General features: G+C 37.9%; 16 protein-coding genes and 1 riboswitch. Of the genes, 9 read left to right on the forward strand and 7 right to left on the reverse strand.

The window, feature by feature from the left end; genetic code table 11:
- Positions 1 to 12: 12 nt before the first annotated feature.
- Positions 13 to 1,233 (forward strand): MFS transporter, encoded by a 1,221-nt coding sequence (locus FFM51_RS00195; protein WP_137596647.1) that lies wholly within the window; start codon positions 13 to 15, stop codon positions 1,231 to 1,233.
- Position 1,234: 1 nt separating this feature from the next.
- Here FFM51_RS00195 and FFM51_RS00200 read toward each other — a convergent pair whose 3' ends face one another.
- Entirely contained in the window at positions 1,235 to 2,632 is a 1,398-nt protein-coding gene (locus tag FFM51_RS00200; protein WP_137596648.1) for a flavocytochrome c, read from the reverse strand.
- A 483-nt stretch (positions 2,633 to 3,115) separates the two neighbouring features.
- Here FFM51_RS00200 and pnuC point away from each other — a divergent pair, with 483 nt between their 5' ends.
- On the forward strand, positions 3,116 to 3,877 hold the full coding sequence (gene pnuC, locus FFM51_RS00205) for a nicotinamide riboside transporter PnuC (protein ID WP_137596649.1): 762 nt from the start codon (positions 3,116 to 3,118) through the stop codon (positions 3,875 to 3,877).
- Positions 3,878 to 3,969: 92 nt separating this feature from the next.
- On the opposite strand, the gene FFM51_RS00210 is transcribed toward pnuC, so the two are convergent.
- From FFM51_RS00210 to FFM51_RS00225, 4 genes are all read right to left on the reverse strand, one after another.
- Positions 3,970 to 4,311: a hypothetical protein gene (locus tag FFM51_RS00210; protein ID WP_137596650.1), complete on the reverse strand. Its 342-nt coding sequence runs from the start codon at positions 4,309 to 4,311 to the stop codon at positions 3,970 to 3,972.
- A 39-nt stretch (positions 4,312 to 4,350) separates the two neighbouring features.
- Complete coding sequence (locus FFM51_RS00215) at positions 4,351 to 5,766, reverse strand: MFS transporter (RefSeq protein ID WP_137596651.1); 1,416 nt, start codon at positions 5,764 to 5,766, stop codon at positions 4,351 to 4,353.
- A 143-nt stretch (positions 5,767 to 5,909) separates the two neighbouring features.
- Positions 5,910 to 8,135, reverse strand: coding sequence for a glycoside hydrolase family 3 C-terminal domain-containing protein (locus FFM51_RS00220; protein WP_137596652.1), 2,226 nt, complete (start codon positions 8,133 to 8,135; stop codon positions 5,910 to 5,912).
- Positions 8,136 to 8,368: 233 nt separating this feature from the next.
- Positions 8,369 to 9,553 carry an MFS transporter gene (locus FFM51_RS00225; RefSeq protein ID WP_137596653.1) on the reverse strand — a complete coding sequence of 395 codons (1,185 nt, stop codon included), beginning with the start codon at positions 9,551 to 9,553 and terminating at the stop codon, positions 8,369 to 8,371.
- A 313-nt stretch (positions 9,554 to 9,866) separates the two neighbouring features.
- Between FFM51_RS00225 and FFM51_RS00230 the strand changes: the two genes are divergently transcribed.
- The 3 genes from FFM51_RS00230 (at position 9,867) to FFM51_RS00240 (ending at position 14,229) form a co-directional block, all read left to right on the forward strand.
- Positions 9,867 to 10,772, forward strand: coding sequence for an AraC family transcriptional regulator (locus FFM51_RS00230; protein WP_137596654.1), 906 nt, complete (start codon positions 9,867 to 9,869; stop codon positions 10,770 to 10,772).
- A 280-nt stretch (positions 10,773 to 11,052) separates the two neighbouring features.
- Positions 11,053 to 12,519: an MFS transporter gene (locus FFM51_RS00235; protein ID WP_137596655.1), complete on the forward strand. Its 1,467-nt coding sequence runs from the start codon at positions 11,053 to 11,055 to the stop codon at positions 12,517 to 12,519.
- An 87-nt stretch (positions 12,520 to 12,606) separates the two neighbouring features.
- Complete coding sequence (locus FFM51_RS00240; RefSeq protein WP_137596656.1) at positions 12,607 to 14,229, forward strand: glycoside hydrolase family 43 protein; 1,623 nt, start codon at positions 12,607 to 12,609, stop codon at positions 14,227 to 14,229.
- A gap of 156 nt (positions 14,230 to 14,385) precedes the next feature.
- Here FFM51_RS00240 and FFM51_RS00245 read toward each other — a convergent pair whose 3' ends face one another.
- Entirely contained in the window at positions 14,386 to 14,583 is a 198-nt protein-coding gene (locus FFM51_RS00245; protein ID WP_137596657.1) for a CsbD family protein, read from the reverse strand.
- Positions 14,584 to 14,806: 223 nt separating this feature from the next.
- Between FFM51_RS00245 and FFM51_RS00250 the strand changes: the two genes are divergently transcribed.
- Together FFM51_RS00250 and FFM51_RS00255 are read left to right on the forward strand one after the other, a co-directional pair.
- Positions 14,807 to 15,301, forward strand: a complete 495-nt coding sequence (locus tag FFM51_RS00250) for an ECF transporter S component (protein ID WP_137596658.1) — start codon at positions 14,807 to 14,809, stop codon at positions 15,299 to 15,301.
- Between the two features lie 27 nt (positions 15,302 to 15,328).
- The gene (locus tag FFM51_RS00255; RefSeq protein WP_137596659.1) at positions 15,329 to 16,174 is read left to right on the forward strand and encodes a bifunctional hydroxymethylpyrimidine kinase/phosphomethylpyrimidine kinase; all 846 of its coding nucleotides are present in this window, start codon (positions 15,329 to 15,331) and stop codon (positions 16,172 to 16,174) included.
- Positions 16,175 to 16,183: 9 nt separating this feature from the next.
- Here FFM51_RS00255 and FFM51_RS00260 read toward each other — a convergent pair whose 3' ends face one another.
- A complete protein-coding gene (locus tag FFM51_RS00260; protein ID WP_137596660.1) occupies positions 16,184 to 16,696 on the reverse strand; it encodes an O-acetyl-ADP-ribose deacetylase in 513 nt (170 codons plus the stop codon).
- Between the two features lie 121 nt (positions 16,697 to 16,817).
- Positions 16,818 to 16,916, forward strand: a riboswitch (purine riboswitch).
- Between the two features lie 200 nt (positions 16,917 to 17,116).
- On the opposite strand from FFM51_RS00260, the gene FFM51_RS00265 reads away from it, so the two are divergent.
- Together FFM51_RS00265 and FFM51_RS00270 are read left to right on the forward strand one after the other, a co-directional pair.
- Entirely contained in the window at positions 17,117 to 18,421 is a 1,305-nt protein-coding gene (locus tag FFM51_RS00265; RefSeq protein ID WP_263386060.1) for a nucleobase:cation symporter-2 family protein, read from the forward strand.
- A gap of 306 nt (positions 18,422 to 18,727) precedes the next feature.
- Positions 18,728 to 19,435 (forward strand): demethylmenaquinone methyltransferase, encoded by a 708-nt coding sequence (locus tag FFM51_RS00270; protein WP_137596662.1) that lies wholly within the window; start codon positions 18,728 to 18,730, stop codon positions 19,433 to 19,435.
- Positions 19,436 to 19,500 lie beyond the last annotated feature (65 nt).

Raw genomic sequence — 19,500 nt, forward strand, 5'->3', positions numbered from 1 at the left:
AGGTTACATCGATTGGAAACCACACCGCACTACTGGCAAAAAAATATTGGCTATTTTCTAGCCGCCCAAAACTTCTTTTTATTCGGCTCTTCTTCAGTTTACTTTGCGATTTTGTGGTACATCGCCTTGCAAACATCATCTGGCACCTGGATTATGCTGGCAACTATGGCTACTACCCTTCCACAAATTCTGATTTCGTTATGGGCTGGCATTTGGGCCGATCAATATAGCCGCAAAAAATTGATTATCTTCTCCAGCTCATTTGTAACCATCTTTACATTTGGGACTGCGCTGTTATACTTTTTCGAAGTTCGCAGCTTATGGTTACTACTATTAATTGCAGCCATTCGTTCATTAGGGTCCGGCGTGCAAACACCAGCTGGAAACGCACTATTACCTGAGATCACTCCCAAAATAGAATTATCGAGAATCAATGGGTTAAATCAATTCATCAGTTCGGCTTTACTATTAATTTCACCAATTCTAAGTGGACTCATTTTAGGACGACTTGGCATTATTTTTATTTTCGTAGTGGACTTATTTACAGCAACAACGGGAATTATTTTAATGGCATTAGTTCGAATTCAAAAAGAAAAGCGTGAAATCACTTCCCCCAGTGCTGTTTTACCTGGTATTTGGGATGGCATTAAATACACTTTTACTCATCAATATCTACGTAACTTTATGCTATTCACCATGGGAGCATTTATCCTCGTTGCACCATCATCGCAACTATCCACTCTGTTTGTGAAGCGGACCTTTGGTTCTGGGGTCTGGCGCCTAACCTTAAACGAACTTCTTTGGACAATCGGCGCGCTGCTTGGCAGTTTATATATCACAACCCACAAACAGTTACCAAACAAAATCAAATTAATCACCGCTGGGTTCATTGGGTCCGGGATCAGTTTTGCAGTAATGGGACTCCCTGAACCATTTTGGGTATACCTACTATTTATGTTTTTCTCCGGCATCTGCATGCCGATTATTCAGGCTTCATCCAACATCCTGATTCAAGAAAATATTCCCGCTGACAAGATGGGGCGCGTTTTTTCCATTTTGCAGATTCTTTCAACAGGTATTTACCCCATTGCCATGCTATTTTATGGCCCATTATCTGATCAAATTGCCATCAAATATATTCTTATTGCAACTGGAGTACTACTAATTTTATTAGGACTGATCTTCAACCATCGCCTGCTAAGTTTGACCGACAGGCTCCACGATCTACATTAATTTATCTTTTTTGTAAATAACGAAAAACCTGTTGCCCGGCCTGGCAACCAAAAATAACTGTTTCTGCAATCGAATTGCCGCCAATACGATTATTACCATGCAGTCCACCCGCTACTTCACCTGCTGCAAATAAACCATCAATTACTCGATCCTGTTTATCAATCACCTGTGTTTGCGAGTTAATTTTTAATCCACCCATTGTATAATGCACAGCTGGTGCAATATGAATCGCATAGTATGGGCCCTGGCTGAGATCACGTTCCATCCCCGTCGTTCGCTGAAATTGATGATCTGAATGATTTTTAACTGCTCCGTTCCATTCCGTAATAGTGTGGTTTAAAGTGTCTGGATCAATTTGTATTCCAGTAGCTAGCTGATTTAGATCATCTCCCGTTTGAACTAATCCAATACTGGCATAAAATTCAATTGCTTGTACTCGTTCACGAACAGCCTGATTAAATATTAGGTATGCTCCATTTTCGTGCAACTTTTCAATAGCTGCCGTTACTTGCTTGCGGGTGTTAAGTTCATCAACGAACCGTTGTCCCGCTTGGTTAACTAGAATTGCCCCTTCACCGCGCACCGCCTCTCCAATCAGATATGCATGATTATTGACCTGTGCAACCGTTGGATGAACCTGAATCTGGTCCATCGCAATTGCTTGTGCACCAGCTGAGATTCCTAATTTAATTCCGTCACCAGTCGCTCCCGCTTGATTGGTTGTCGGATATTTTTTTAGTTCTGGTTGATACTCTGAAATCAACTGCGCGTTGGCACCAAATCCTCCAGTTGCTAAAATAACAGCCCCACTAGTAATCTTGATTTCATGCCCTTCAGTTTGTGCCTGAACACCTGTTATTTGGCCAGTTTCATCTCTTAGCAATTTAGTTACTTGGACATCCGTAAACAAAGGAATTTTCTTCTTTGCAATTTGTTTCAACAATTGAGTCACCAAAAAACCACCAATTGGCTTCATTGAGCTTGGTCGATGGGTACGTTTAGTATGCATTCCGCCTGTAATGGTAACATCATCGAGATTAATATCATGATGTGCCAGCCACTCAACAGCTAAAGCACTGTGGTCGGTAAAATATCGTAATAATTGGGGATCATTTTGCTGTCCGCCACCAATAAATGTATCTGAATAAAACTCATCCATGCTGTCCACAATATGATGTTGCAGTTGGGGTATTGTTTCGGCTGCGTTCATCCCCGAAGATGCCCGTGTACTGTTACCACCAATTTTAGCCATTTTTTCTAGAATCACTGGCTTTAGTCCAAGCTCTGCAGCTTGAACAGCACTCGTTAAACCGGTTGCCCCCGAGCCAACAATGATCACATCATAATTATTTACTAGTTCCGCCATTTTATTTGCTTGAAATTGAAAGCTCTCTGCCATCATAAATCTCCTTAATAGTTACTGTTTTATTATCAACTAATATACCATTGACAATTATCAACAGCATCCATAAAGTACGAAGATCCTGAGCAATTCCAAGCGGAACTGGATGTTTTTCTGAATAATTTGTCATGATTTATTACGTGATAATCCGTCTAAAATCTTGCTACTACAGTTCTATCGATCCATGGTCGCAATAACCTAATTTATCCAAAATAATTAAAAGTTGTCTTTTGTCTGCAACAAAATATTTTTTAATTCACTATAAATCGGTTTCAAAACTGATAAATTAGTAATTCACATAATTAATCAATTGATTACATTGAATTAATTTTAGTTTCACCAATTCATTGGTAAAAATTAGTGCTATACTAAAACACGTCGCGAACAAAAGATACACAACATGTTGTGTTAATTTTTCATAGAATTACATATTAGCCACTATATATTGTGGCTAATATTTATTTGAGAGGGGAACACACAATGAGTAATTACGTTAAATTTTTATCACACCAATTGAAAGATTGGCCACAACAAAATTATTACCTTTTTTTCTTTAGTTTAGGCTGCCAAGTGATGACTTTGGTAGGTACACCCATCACGCCATTAACCATTTTAACCTTTATCGGAACCACATTAGGGGTTTTGTGTGTGTTAGCCATCAACGCTGCCAAATCCGTTAACGGCTGGCTTGGAATTTTATCAGCAATTTGTTTTATCATCACTGGTTACGCCGCTAAAAACTACTTAAGCATTGGTGAACAACTAGCTTACATGGTTACACTTGATATTCCAGTATTAATCAGTGCCAACTGGAACGTTAACATGGCTGCTAAAATTCGTAAGTTCACGGCGAACAGTTGGACCATTGCCATTATTTCAACCCTCATTGTGTATGGTATTTCTGGCTATTTAATCAAAACCTTAACTGACGATCCACGACCATGGATTGATGCAATCAGCTTCTCAATTAGCCTCTCTGCTGGAGTTATTTGTTTCTTGCGTTTCAATAACCAGTATTTCTGGTGGGTTGCTTCTGGACTAGCACAAATGGTACTTTGGTTCATTTCATTCCGTCAGGGTTCAGCTACATTAGCAATGTTCATTAACAGTTCTATCTACCTCATTAATGACGTATTGGCATTTACCGTTTCCCCTTGGTACAACAAAAAAGAGCGTGCTCGTGTTGTTTCACAGGAAACAAAATATGCTGCTAAATTGAAATCTGGATCAGAATTAATATAAATATACAGTAAAGAAAACAATAGGATGAAGCAAAAACGCAAAGGTTTTTGTTTCATCCTATTGTTTTTTTATGATATAAAACCAGAACGTTATCACTGTAGTCCTTGAACTTCCTTAATAAGCGCTAACAGCTGATCTTTTTGGTGCCGATAGTCGTCTATCTGGTCTCCGAATTTATCAAGAAATCCATTTAGTCCCTGAGTAGCAAACTCATATTCATAATCATAGACTTTATCGTAAGTCGTAGTGAACCGAGTTAGTAACTCATGTTCATCTGCTAACTGTAACGCCATTTGGATAACCCGAAAATCAGTATAACCAAGTTCAAATTGGATTGCCCAGGCACGAATGAAATCATGTTTGGCAGCAATATGTTCATAATGATGTTCCGTGTTCCAATTTAATCGTTCAAGTGAATTTTTAACGTCTAACATTATTAATTCCTCCTAAATAAATTTATCTACTAGCCCACACTAGGCTACTTTTTGGTTAGCTTTAATTATTCGATAAACTACTAGCAAAATTGCCACCAAACTCAGTATCGCTGCACCCATAAATACACGGTGAAATGCTACTAAAAAATGATCTCCTAAACTGGCTGTAATTACCCGCACTCCAGGAAGCTGTAAAAACAGCATCGTAGAGGCAAAACTAACTCCAAGGGACATCCCCAGCGTTCGAGCAAATGAACTGAGCGAACCGCCAACGCCATCATATTTACTTTCGATCACCCCCATTGTTAAAGCGTTGTTAGGTGAAATAAACAATCCCATGCCAACTCCATTTAAGAAAATAACTCCAATTATGATTACTAAATTTAACTGGGCCTGAAACAACATATAACCAACTTGAGATACCAATAAAACTATTAAGCCAATTAAAACAATATGCATTCGATTAAATTTATCAGCTAGGTAGCCCACAATCGGAGCAATTATTAGCATAATTAACGATTGAATTCCCATTAATAAACCACTAACAAACGCATCCAATCCCAAAAAATTTTGCAAATAAAAAGGCAAGAGGACATTAGAAAATACGTTAATCATCATCGCCAAAAATAATGTTGTGATCGATAACATATAAGTAGCGTTATGCAACAACATTGGCGAGATCCAAGGATTTTTTGCTCGATCATCTTGAATGAACGAATATGTTGTCAGGGCTATCCCACTTAGTAAAAATATTATCCCCAAGCCTGGACGAATATGTTGCCCTTGAAAAAATGATGCACTTAGAAATAAAATAACCATGCCAAGCGTAAACAGAAATTGTCCAGGCCAATTAACACTTCGGGTAGTTTGAACGATACTTTTAACGCTCTTCTTTGGTTTAGGAAGAACTTTAAATCCCAAGGTTAAAACTATTATGCCCACTGGAATATTAATTAAAAAAATCCAGCGCCATGAAAAAATGGCCATGATGAAACCACCTAGTGCCGGACCCGAAATCGCTCCAACTGAAATAAACATTGAGTTAACAGCTAACGCCTCAGCACGTTGTTGATCAGGAAAAGCCTCAGTAATAATCCCCATCGTGTTAGCCATTACCATTGCTGCCCCTATTGCCTGAATAAACCGACCAATAATTAACATTGAAAAGCTCGCTGCAATCCCGTTAACACCGGAACCTGCGACGAACAAAATACCACCATAAATAAAAACCAAATTTTTCGAAATTAGATCGCCTAAGTGACCAAAAAAGACTAAAAAAACAGCCGTTGTGATTAAACCTGTTTGAAGCACCCAAGTTGAGGTACTATTTGCAACATTAAAAGCGGAGCTTATCTGTGGTAGCGCCAAATTTACACTTGCTCCCGATAAACTTGTTAAAAATGAAAATAGCCCTACTACTGTGATCAGTTTTATATTGTGATTATCTTTCATCATATCCTGCTCATCCCCAGCCTGTAACACCCGTTATCACTAGGATCGTCTTAACTAGTTAAGCTAAATTTACGCCATCATTATAACTCTACCGATTAAAAAAAAGACACTATTTACGCTCAAATAATGTCTTTATTAAATCCGTTTTATTTTTGATTAGCTAACTCAATAAAATTACTCATCTGTTCGGCTGAGATTCCTAACATGACCATTGAACGCAAAGGAATGTTTTCCAGCAACTCTCTATTTTCATCTGATTCGGTCACACCATCAATAATCTGCTTAAGTCCTGACTTAATTAATGCATCTTTCAAATCATCTCGTTGAACCACTTCACTAAGATAAGTATTACCACTGATTAATGGCTTCGCTTCGGAACCCAAGTTAACATTAATAGTTTGTTGTAGGCGAAGGTCACGCGATGAACTACCAACATTAATTTCATATTCACCATTGTCTACTCGCCATGTGCTACTTTCAACATCGTACCAAGCAAAACTACGTCGATCTAACAATAGTTGCACCGTCTGTTTTTCACCAGGATTAAGGTGTACTTTCTTAAATCCTTTCAATTCACGAACTGGTAATTCAATGCTGCTAACTGAGTTTTGGACGTACAGCTGTGACACTTCATCTCCAGCTACATCCCCTGTATTAGTAATCTCAAAGCTAACCTTAATTTTATTAGAATCTGGATCAACACGCAAATTATCATACTTAAACGTCGTATAACTCAGACCGTGACCAAAAGGAAAATTAACAGCTTGTTGTTTCAAATCGTAATAACGATAACCGACAAATATTCCTTCATGATAATTCTCTTCTCGAACACTAGCATTGAATGTGCCATATGCAGGCGTATCTTGAATTCGTTGTGGAAATGTTTCTGCCAATTTACCAGATGGGTTGACCACACCGGTTAAAATATTCCAAGTAGCCTCACCGACTGCCTCACCAGCTAAGTAAGTTTCAACAATTACTTTTACATTGTCCTTCCATGGCATCGTGACTGCTGAACCATTTTGTAGCACAACAATTAGATTCGAATTAGCCTGACTCAACTGATTGATTAAATTAGTTTGATTAGCCGGCAAATCCATCGTCTGCTTATCGAATCCTTCAGATTCCATTTGTTCAGGCACTCCGGCAAAGAACACCACTTTGTCACTAGCTTTAGCTGACTCAAGTGCCTGCTTTTCTAGTTCTTCATCACCGTTTTCTGTGTCCAATTGGTACCCAGTAGTAAATTGGTAATTTAGATTGCTATGTTTAACTGCATCCAATGGGGACACTACTTTATATGCATTAACGTGTGAACTCCCCCCGCCTTGGTACCTAGGTTTTTGCGCTAGTTCACCAATCACAGCAATGCGTTCACTTGATTTGATTGGTAAAATAGCATCATTATTTTGTAGTAACACAATGCTACTTTCGGCTGCCTTTCTAGCAAACTCATGTTGGTCATCTTTATCATATTTAGCTACCTTAGTGGCATTAATATGATATTTTTCGACTAATTGTAGCACTCGTAAAACAGCGGTATCTAATTGTGTTTCTTCTAAACTACCGTCTTTAATCGCCGCAATAATTTTTTCACTTGAGTCCGTTCCAGTTCCTGGCATTTCTAGATCTAATCCCGCTTTTAGTGCTGCAATATTATCAGCCACGGCACCCCAATCGGACATAACAGCTCCTTGGAAGCCCCACTCATTACGTAAAATTTCAGTTAAAAGACGATAATTTTGTGAATTCAAAACACCATTAATTGCATTATATGAGCACATCAAGGTTGCAGGATGGGCTTTTCTTACTATTGTTTCAAATGCTGTCAGGTAGATCTCTCGTAAAGTACGCTCATCAACATTCGAAGTTGACGTAAACCGTTGATTTTCACGATTATTAGCCGCAAAGTGTTTAACGCTCACGCCAACGCCTTTCGATTGAACGCCCTCAACATAAGCACTTCCTAATTCACCAACTAAAAATGGATCTTCGGAAAAGTATTCAAAATTACGGCCCGCCAATGGTGACCGTTTAATGTTCACCCCTGGTCCTAGCACTATATCAACATTTTCAGTGCGAGCGGCGATTCCTAAGTTTTCGCCCAACTCAAATAACATTTTCGTATTAAATGAACTTGCAGTGAGTGCAGAGCTTGGGAAACAAATTGCTTCGACACTTTTATTCAACCCTAAAGCATCGGCACTGTCTGCTTGCTTACGCAATCCCGAGGGCCCATCAGTCATCATCATTCCGGGAATATCTTTGTCTTCATTTTTAGCAGTAAACCAAAAGTTCTTACCGCTCACCAGTTCAGCTTTTTCCGAAACGGTCAGTCCCTGTACAAATGATAAATCAAATTTTACTGTCATCGCTATCTCCTTGTAGTTAAATTTTAAGTCAATTATCGCACTTAAAACTAATTTTAAAAACCAATCAATTATAAATATATTAAAAACAGGCCGTTATTCATAACATCAATAGGCTTAACTTTTTCTACTTTTAACCTATACGCTAATTTATATTTTGACAACAATGAAAAAAAGGCCACTTCAGGAAGTATAAATTCTTGAAGTAGCCTTAAATATAATCAAATATAAACTAATTAATTTTGTGTTTCAGTTTGTTGATGTTTCCTAATTGAAGCATACAGTAGCATTGATAAAACAAGAGAGATTGCAGCATAAACTGCCGCACCAAAGCCAATGTGTGCTAACCCAATTAACCCAACTAATATAGATGCTGTTGCAGATCCCAAGGAAATGCCAAAGTTAAAGAAAATTGAATTGAGCGATGATGCTAAAACCAACGATTGAGGGTAATCATTTTCTGCCACGGTTAGAAAATGAATTTGAATTGGCGAATTTAAAATTGTGACGATTAAAGTTAGTATTAATATTACAATCAGTCCAGTTACCTTCATATTTAAACTAACTGGCAAAAGGATCAGCAGAACAATATCTGCAATATAAAAATAAGGCATCTTTTGCAAACCATTATTTTCTGCCAATGTCCCAGATAGACGATTACTAATAATGCTCATAATTCCAATCAAAAAAAGTAGCCAATTTAAACTTTGTGTACTAAAGCCCATTGCAGTTGTTAATAACGGTCGGATATACGTATAGTAAGAATACATTGTAGCAGCTGTAAACAACACCAATACAATCCCTAAATAAATTCGTGAATCAGATAGTAACGTCAGCTGTTTTCCTATTGAACCCTGAACTTGTTCAACATGTTTTGGCAAGAGCCAGACCAGCAAAAAAAACGTCATGATACTAATAACAGAAATGGACCAAAATGTGTAGCGCCAACCAATACTTGTACTAATTGCCGTTCCAAGTGGGACACCAAAAACTGAGGCAATACTAAAACCTGCAAAAATCCAAGACACTAGTCCAGCTCGTTTTTGACGTGGAGCAATCGTACTTGCAAACGTCATAATTAATGAAATGATTGCACCTGCAACCATGGCCGTAATAATTCTTGAAGTCATCAACATGACATAATTGGACGCAAAGCCACTGAAGGTATTACCAATCAAAAATACCAACATTAACCCTAATAAAGTCTTGTAACGACTGAATCGGCTAGTATATATGGTAATGACCGGGGTACTAACTGCATACACCGTTGCAAAAATTGTTACTAAATAACCAACTGTGGCAATCGAAACATCAAATTGTTTTGCAATATCGGATAAAATTCCAACTACAATAAATTCATTACACCCAAGCATAAAAGCAACTAATACCATCACGATTGCTTGTAATCGATATTTTTTCATTAATCAAATTCCTCCACTAATAGAATTACTATAACATCCTATTACTTTTTTTGCCTAATTTGATACTACTTAATCCTAAAATCGATAACGATTTGTTTCACAATATAACTGCTTCTTAATTTGTTGAATTAAGTGTATTATTTAAGGTACCAATCACAGCTAAAATTTAGTTCATTATTTGACAAAACAAGATTATAATTTTACATAGACGAAATTATAAATACAAACTAGAATACAGTTTGTATAGCATATGAACTAGCTCAAACAAGATTTTATTATTATCTGTCACTATTTTTGATAAGGGGGGATTGACATGACAAAATTTGTTCCATTACCATCAGTTGAATCTAGTTTACGTTTGTTTGGTGGCCATATGCGCACTGTAGCCGGTGGCTGGAGCTTTTTCGAGCAAAAACATCAGGCATTCGAATTGATGTGCGTCATTGATGGCCATCAATCAACTCAAATCAGTGATCAGAACCCAGTTATTTATGGCCCTGGTGATGCTCTGATTATTTCGCCAGGTACTTTACACATTAATTCTAATGCCAGTAGCACAAAATCAATGACCTATATTTGTTTTCATTTCAATATTGAAAGTTTAGAACTCAAATCAGAGATTATCAGCAGTATCGCAAATACTAAAATACAATCCCAAGATGCACTGGCAAAGCAGGCTGTAAAAACTGCTCACGCAATGGTTAACTGCAGTGCTGATAAAAAATTAAACGTCGAGGAACGAAATCTTAAAGTTCAAATTATTTTATTAGACTTCCTATTTTTCTTAACCCGTAATTTTACACGTCTAAACTTGCAAACCAACCTAAAATACTCAGAGCGAGAGGCTAAGGTTGCTCGTTCGATTGCCACAATCATTGAAAATGGTGTCAAAGATAATCCTGATCACCTCTTAAATATTAGTGAAATATGCAACTCACTCAATATCAGTAGTGGCTATGGCCACCGTGTTTTTAAAAAGGTCTACGGGATTACACCACTTCACTTTATCGAGGAACAGAAATATCGCAAAGCTAAGTTATTATTAGGCAGTCCAGAATATTCGATTGAAGAGGTCTCTTACATGACTGGCTCCAATAGTCTTTCTAATTTTAGTAAGCAATTTAAAAAATGGTCTGGACTAACTCCTAGCAAATATCAACAACAAATTTTGCACAAACGAAAAGTAACCGCTATCAATAAAAGTGGTTATTTTGAATAGGACAAATATACTCTAAAATAAAATAATAACCTCAATGCTCATCTAGTTTTAGCGAATAGATGAGCATTATTCTTGTCAATTTTAGTTCACAATTTGACAAAAAGACGTTAAAAACTTGCATAGACGAAATCGATGTAACCGGATACAATTTAATTATGCTTAGCTGGCTAAGAAATTCTGGTTTTACTTTAAGTAAGTATTCGGGTAATTATTGTTAACTGAATCACAATGTTAAGTCGCATTTATTTATCGATTTATTATTAGAAAGGAGATACCTTTAATGGCATCTAATCCTAAAGTAACTGCAAAAAAAGATGAATTCGCAAAGCTCTCTTGGTGGGAACGTATCAGCTATGGTGCTGGTGACCTGGCCCAAAATTTAATTTTCGGAACTGTTGGTTCCATGCTTCTATTCTACTTAACTACAGTCTATGGTATTTCTGCTGCAGCCGGAGCCACCATTTTCTTAATCGTCCGCTGGGTTAATGTTTTCTGGGATCCATGGGTTGGAGCTTTCGTCGATCGTCATAATCCTAAGTTAGGTAAATATCGTCCTTACCTAATGTACTTTGGCGTTCCACTTACTTTCTTCTGTGCAATGTTGTTTTTCCCAATTGAATCTGTTCGCGGAAGCATTCCATATGCATTCATTGCATACCTAGCAACTGCTATGATTTATTCATTCGTTAATATTCCTTATGGTGCTTTAAACGCATCACTAACTCGAGATAACGATGAAGTTTCAACGTTAACGACTGTCCGTATGACTGAAGCAAATATTGGTAACTTGATGGTTTATACATTTTTACCATTGTTTGTTCAAATGGCTTCTCCCGATAAAACCTCTAAAGATATCGGATTTTTCGGCATTCACATGAACCTTGGAGATTACACTTCACCGCATGCAGGTGGAGCTTACTTCCTAGTTATGTCAATCTACATGATTATAGGTTTCTTGCTACTGATGGCAACATTCTTTGGTATCAAAGAACGGGTCTTACCAACTAAAGCAGAAACTGACAAGGTTAAATACAGTGATTTATTCGGTGAAATCAAACGAAACAAACCGCTACAGGTATTAGGTATGTTTTTCCTAATTGGATTTACTTTCATGTTCTTTGGAAACACTGTATGGCCATTTTACATGCAATACAATGTTGGTCATCCTGAATGGATGGCTTCAATTAACCTAATTGGTTCTATTCCTGGTATTTTCTTAGTATTTCTCTGGCCAATTGTTCGTAAAAGAATTGGTAAAAAACAATTCTTTTACATTTTCCTAACGCTCTTTATCATTGGTACATTAATTCTTTATGCTTGGTCATTACCAGCATTTAAAGATAGTACAGCACTTGGCTATATTGGTCGTTTCTTACAACAATGGGGAATTACCGCAGCTACCGGTTACATGTGGGCATTAGTACCAGAAGTAGTATCTTTCGGAGAGTGGAAATCAAAGAAACGAGTTGCCGGAATTATCAACTCTATCATGGGACTCTTCTTTAAGATTGGATTAGCTCTTGGTGGAATTATCCCAGGCTACATCAATGCTTTCTTTAAATTTGATGGTTCAAAAGCACACCAAAGCATCAGTGCTCTATCCGGAATAACTTGGTCAATGGTATGGCTGCCAATTATTTTAGCATTAGTCGCTATTTGGATTATGAGTCGTTACCCATTAAGTGACAAAGATGTGGTTAAGATTAATAAAGAAATTGACGATCGTAAAGCTGAAGGAGAACTATAAAATACAATGTATTTTACAGGTAGACACTGGAAATGATGTCTTGCATTATTTCTTCTAACAATTTTATACAAAGAAAGGATATATACAATGAAAATTCAGAATCCTGTTTTAACTGGTTTTAACGCTGACCCAAGTATGATTCGAGTTGGGGATACCTACTACATTGCCAATTCAACTTTTGAATGGTTTCCGGGCGTCCGTTTACACGAATCTAAAGATTTAGTTCATTGGAATTTACTACCATCCCCACTGTCAACAACAACGTTACTTGATATGAAAGGCAATCCGTCGTCTGGTGGTATTTGGGCCCCTGATTTATCATATGCTGACGGTAAATTCTGGTTAATTTACACGGATGTTAAAATTACTGAAGGCGCCTTTAAGGACATGACTAATTACCTTACAACTGCTACTGACATTCGTGGACCGTGGTCGGATCCAATTAAGGTTAATGGTGTTGGATTTGATGCCTCATTGTTCCACGATGACAATGGACGCAAATACCTTGTTCAACAAACTTGGGATCACCGTGAATATCGCCACCCATTTAACGGGATTACTTTGACTGAATTCGATACTGCAACAATGAAATTAAAGCCTGAAACGGCTCGCAATATTTACAATGGTACCGACGTTAAATTGGTTGAAGGACCACATATATATAAAATTAAAGGCCAGTACTATCTTTTCGCTGCCCAAGGTGGGACTGTCTTCACCCATGAAGAAGTCGTTGCCCGCTCTAACTCACTCGATAAATTATCATTTGAGTCAGAACCAGATGGCCCGTTCATCACTAACTTTGATACACCAGACTTTTATCTTCAAAAACAAGGTCACGGTGCCTTAGTTGATACTCCAGGTGGTGAATGGTACTATGCCTCACTAGTGTCTCGCCCTTGGAACCATAAAAATGAATCATCACATGATCCTCGTGGTTGGAGCACATTAGGTCGCGAGACATCCATTCAAAAGGTTGAATGGGACGATCAAGGATGGCCACGTGTAGTTGGCGGTCATGGTGGTCAAGTTGAAGTAGAGGCACCAAAAGATGCCATCGAAACTAAAGCTCCTGCCAACCATTCGCGCCACGATGAATTTGATCAGCCAAAACTAGATATTGATTGGAACACATTACGAGTACCATTCACTGATAAAACAGGTTCATTTGGCGATGGACAGCTTAAGTTGATTGGTCGTAACACGTTAGCAAGTACTTTCGATGTTTCGTTTATTGCGCAGCGCTGGCAAGCATTTAACTTTGACGCTGAAACTAAGGTCAAATTTGATCCATTCACTTACCAACAGATGGCTGGTCTAACTAACTTCTATAACGATAAGCATTGGTCATGGATTTTTATCACATGGGACGAAGAGAAAGGCTCAGTAATCGAAGTTGCTCAAAATGATAACAACAACTACACATCATTCTTGAAAGATGATGCAATTAAGATTCCTGAAGGAACCGACTATGTTTGGTTCAAAACTAAGGTTCGTAAGTCATACTATACTTACGAATATTCCTTCGATGGTCAAAATTGGCAAGAAATTGACGTTAAGTTAGATGCCGCTATCTTGTCAGATGATTATGTATTGCAAAACTATGGTGGTTTCTTCACCGGGGCATTCGTTGGATTAGCTGCTGCAGATTACGCCGGCTATGAACAGCCAGCAACGTTTGATTACTTTGACTATAAAGAACTAGGCGATTAATAAAATTACAATTTTCTATAATATAAAGTACTAGCATTAAATCCCTCATGTCATTTCCCCTTTTTTAAATGACACGGGGGTTTTATTGTTTCTGTCAATTGATACAGAATAATAAAGGGAGCCAATTAATGGGCTCCCTTTATTGCATATTTAACTTTATTTTTTCTTCAACTCATCTTTTGCATCTTCAAAACTGTCCTTAGCAGAATCTTTAGCCTGTTTCAGCTTTTCTTTGGCTTTTGCGGCTAATTTTTCGCCCTTACCTTGTGCTTCTCTTGCTTTATCACCAGTCATTTGGCCTTCTTTTTCTTTAGCCTTCCCAGCCATTTGATCTTTTTTGTCTTCTAACGTCATCTAAACAACCTCCTTGGTTAAATTAGTTTCTTTGTCTTAATTATTATCTTATACAAACCATAAATAACTGTAAAGAAATCCGACTCTGGTAAATTTTCATTTTGATAAATCAATCAATTTATTACTTCTATCAATTTACTAATGCAGATACACCAAAAGTGGTTATAATAGACGTTAAGACATTTTTACTAAATGTCATACATATTAAAAGGAGGCTGCCGTTATGCAGGCTAGTCATTCAGTTCGAAGAATTATTACTCCAGCAATGTTTGTTGCTGCCACAGTTGTAATTGCCCGTTTTTTCATTATTCCAGTCCCAATGACTCATGGAAATATCAACCTTTGTGATACCGGTATCTTCATGGCTGCACTACTATTTGGTCGCCGAGACGGATTAATCGTTGGCGGACTAAGTGGCTTTATCTTGGATCTTATTTCAGGATACTCACAATACATGTTCTTTTCATTGATCGTCCATGGTCTAGAGGGCTTCATTATTGGGTGGCTGGGTTATCGTGTCAGTCGTAAAATGCAATTTTTAGCGTTATTGGTCGGTGTTGTCGTCATGGTTGGCGGTTACTTTATCTCTGACACCATTTTATATTCATTAACTCCTGGGCTACTTGGGATCCCTATGAATTCAATACAAGGTCTCGTCGGTGCAATAATCGCATGGCCACTCTCAATCAGACTAAATAAATACATTACTAATCGCTAGAACAATTAGAAAGTGAGATCTAAAACAATGCAGTCCAACGACCCCATTTTAGTTGCCGAGGATTTATCGGCGGTTGGAACAATTTCAATGAAAGTTGCTATTCCAATCCTAAGCGCCTTTGGTATCAGAATATCACTGTTACCAACGACCTTATTGTCCACTCAAACAGAAGGTTTTCAGCAACCCATCAAAGAAGACTTAAGCCCTTGGATTGCGCAAACATTCATCCACTGGCAGCAAGAAAATATCCATTTCAGTGGCGGTTTAATCGGCTATCTAGGTAATACACAGTTAGTTGGTCAGTTAATTGATTTTATTAATTCTAGCGCATTATCAGCTGTTATTTTTGATCCAGTTATGGGTGACATGGGTAACCTATATCCCGGACTTCCTGCCGATTACCCACTGACGATGGCCACTTTGCTATCAAAATCATGGATCACGATTCCAAACATCACCGAAGCACAACTGTTAACTAATATTTCTGTTGGCCAGCAACCAACCAAACGTGAAAAATGGCAGTTATTAACCGCCTTAGAACATAAAATGCCAGCCGGTGGTCGTGCAATCATCACTGGTGTGTCCGTTAAAAATCAAATTGGCTGTGTTTGGTTAGAACATGATACAGTCAAATTTTATGGTCATCCAAACTTACCCGGTCATTTCTATGGTAGTGGTGATGTTTTTGCAGCACTTCTACTTGGTTTTCTCAACCAAAAAGAACCATTTGCTCGGGCAGTTCAATGTGCCACCACTGGAACTTACATCGCACTGCAAACTACCAATCACTCACCATTAGAACGTCGTTTTGGCATTGATTTATCCCAGCTAATAGTAAAAATCAGCACCTATATGCAGACAAAAAGTTGGTAGTTTTACCGACTATCCCAACTCTTGGTACGCTCGCTGATAGGCTTCAAAGGTTGTCACATCAAAGCAAACCATTACCACTTCTTTAACCACCTGATCGGTTTGCATAAAATCACGAATTGTAGTCAATGCAATTTTTACTGCCTGATCTAACGGATAATGGTAAACGCCTGTACTGATCGATGGAAACGCCACTGTCGTACACTCATTTTCAGCTGCGCGTTTCAGACTATTTAGGTACGAGTTATACAATAACTGAGCTTCATTATGATCTCCACCGTGCCAAATTGGTCCTGGAGTGTGGATCACATGTTTAGCTGGTAGTAAGTACCCCTTTGTAATTTTTGCTTCTCCGGTCGGGCAACCATGTAAAGTTCTGCACTCAGCCAATAGTTTGGGACCAGCAGCTTTGTGAATTGCCCCATCAACTCCGCCACCACCGAGTAACGTGGTATTTGCCGCATTAACAATCGCATCGACTTTAATTTTAGTAATGTCGCCTTGGATAATTTTTATTATTCCCATAAATCTGAGCCTCCATATAGCTCAATAATACTACATTAAACTGATAAAATTGAATATGTCTTAACTGAAAATTTTATGAAAAGTGGTTGTTTCATTTTCATAATGGTGGTAGTATTCAGATACAAATTAAATAGTAATTGCCTATATAATGCCGTGATATGGTCGGTGAGTTTCTACCCAAAGCCGTAAACTTTGGACTATAAGCAAAATGAGTGAATCACTAGCTCTTTTTGCCTATGCAAAAGAGCTTTTTTATTTGCATAGATAGTTTTCACCGTGGAATTCATTGTGTATTTGTGGGCTTGTTACTAAATAGACTAAACGGCTAGCTGGGGCAAATGTCTAGGAATAAACGCCTTAGCTCGCACTCTGGAGGTTATCTTGAAAGCTGCAAATACACTCAATTCATTCACTCACACTATTGCCCCAGAAAAAACGGACATTTCTAACTGGAAAGTTGCAATTTTAGGACTGCAACATTTGTTGGCTATGTATTCTGGTGATGTCTTAGTTCCACTATTAATTGGTGGTGCGCTTCACTTTTCTGCCGCTCAGATGACATATTTAGTCTCAATTGATATCTTCATGTGTGGAATTGCAACGCTACTACAGCTACGTCAAACCCCTTTAACAGGAATCGGTTTACCAGTTGTCCTTGGTTGTGCCGTCCAAGCAGTAGCCCCACTACAATCAATTGGTGGCACACTTGGAATCACGTATATGTATGGTGCCATTATTTGCGCAGGTTTTTTTGTCTTTTTGATCGCCGGTTTATTTTCTAAAATTAGGAACCTATTTCCACCAGTTGTTACTGGTTCGCTAATCACTGTAATTGGATTTACTCTTGTACCCGTAGGTTTTCAAAACCTAGGTGGCGGTGATGCTACTGCTAAATCGTTTGGTAGCTTATCCAACCTAGCAATTGGTTTTTTAACAATTGTAATTATCCTAGCAATCAACGCCTTTGCTAAAGGATTCATTCGATCAATTGCAATTTTAATTGGTATTTTAGCAGGCTCCTTTATCGCAGGTGCATTAGGCTTAATTTCACTTCAACCAGTTTCACAAGCTACCTGGTTCCATTTACCACAATTATTCTATTTTGGCGTTCCTACCTTTAACGCCTCCTCAATCGTTACCATGATCTTAATTTCGTTGACCACCATGGTTGAATCAACCGGCGTTTTCTTTGCACTCAGCGAAGTTACTGGACAAAAACTCAACAATCAAGACTTGAAACGTGGGTACCGAGCTGAAGGGATTGCCGCCATGCTAGGTGGTGTTTTCAATACATTTCCCTATTCAACCTTCTCACAAAATGTGGGTGTTTTAAAACTATCAGGTGTTAAAACTCGTAAGCCAGTTTACTTTGCTGCCGTCTTTTTAATATTTTTGGGCCTATTACCAAAGGTGGGTGCTTTAGCAACTGTTATTCCGACAGCTGTATTGGGTGGTGCAATGATTGTTATGTTCGGCATGGTTGGCCTGCAGGGAATTCAAATCTTAAAACAAGTCGATTTCAACAAAAATAGTAACTTACTAGTTGCTTCAATGTCGATCGGCCTTGGACTTGGCGTAACCGTCTATCCCCAAATTTTTCAGCATTTACCCCAAGAATTACAGCTCATGCTTAGTAATGGTGTGGTCGTTGGTAGTGTTACTGCAGTTATATTAAATTTGATTTTAAATCATCGTTCATTAAAAAATAGTACAGAAAATAATTAGCTAAATATTGAATTGAAAAACGGAACGAGAAAATTTTCTCGTTCCGTTTTAGCATACTGACTAAATAAACTAAAGATATTCATCTTTTACTTAGTGACACATGTTTAAGGTTAAATTATTTTAAAAAAGCCAAAATGCAGAGCCATTTTAACTTTATTTGCATATTATCCCGCCTAATATTAATTTACATCTTTTCGACTAATTGTCATTGATCAGCACATTAAAGTCAAATCCAATAAATTTAATCACCCTCAAACTGATATAATCAAAGCAAGAATAAAAAGCAAATTCATCATAGGAGTTAATATGAAAAAGAATAAATCCACCCAAGTACACACCATCTTTCAAAAAATTGCCCCCAGTTATGACAAAATGAACACAATTATCAGTTTAGGAACTCATCAGTCTTGGCGCAAACAAGCTACTGCTTTAGCTAAGCTAAGACCAAACAGTAATATACTAGATGTTTGTTGTGGCACAGGTGATTGGACAGTTGCTTTGGCACAACAAATCAATCACAAAGGTCATGTCACTGGCCTGGACTTTAGCGATAGCATGCTTGCAGTAGCTAAAGAAAAAATCGCAAAGTATCAATTAGACGAGAAAGCTTCTCTTTTACAAGGAGACGCCATGCAACTACCATTTGACGATAATAAATTTGATATCGTTACGATTGGCTTTGGCCTACGCAACGTCGCCAATGCGTTAGTCACACTCCAGGAAATGTTTCGCGTCTTAAAGCCTGGTGGTCAGCTAATTTGCTTGGAAACATCACAACCAACGGCTCCTGTTATCCGTCAAGGATGGGAACTATATTTCGGTCATATTGTGCCACTGCTGGGCAAAACATTGGTTAACGAGAAAAAAGAATATACTTACTTAACCGACTCAACTCACAACTTCGTTAACTATAAACAGTTAGCTTCAATGTTTTGGCAGGTCGGTCTTAAACATGTTTATTATCACAGAATCATGTTTGGGGCAGCAGCTATTCATACGGGTATTAAGCCATAGAAAAGACCGCTATTCACTCAGATATTTTATCCAAGTGAATAGCGGTTTATTTTTATTTCCTGAGA

It is taken from the genome of Paucilactobacillus kaifaensis (assembly GCF_005405145.1).
Lineage (GTDB): Bacteria > Bacillota > Bacilli > Lactobacillales > Lactobacillaceae > Paucilactobacillus > Paucilactobacillus kaifaensis.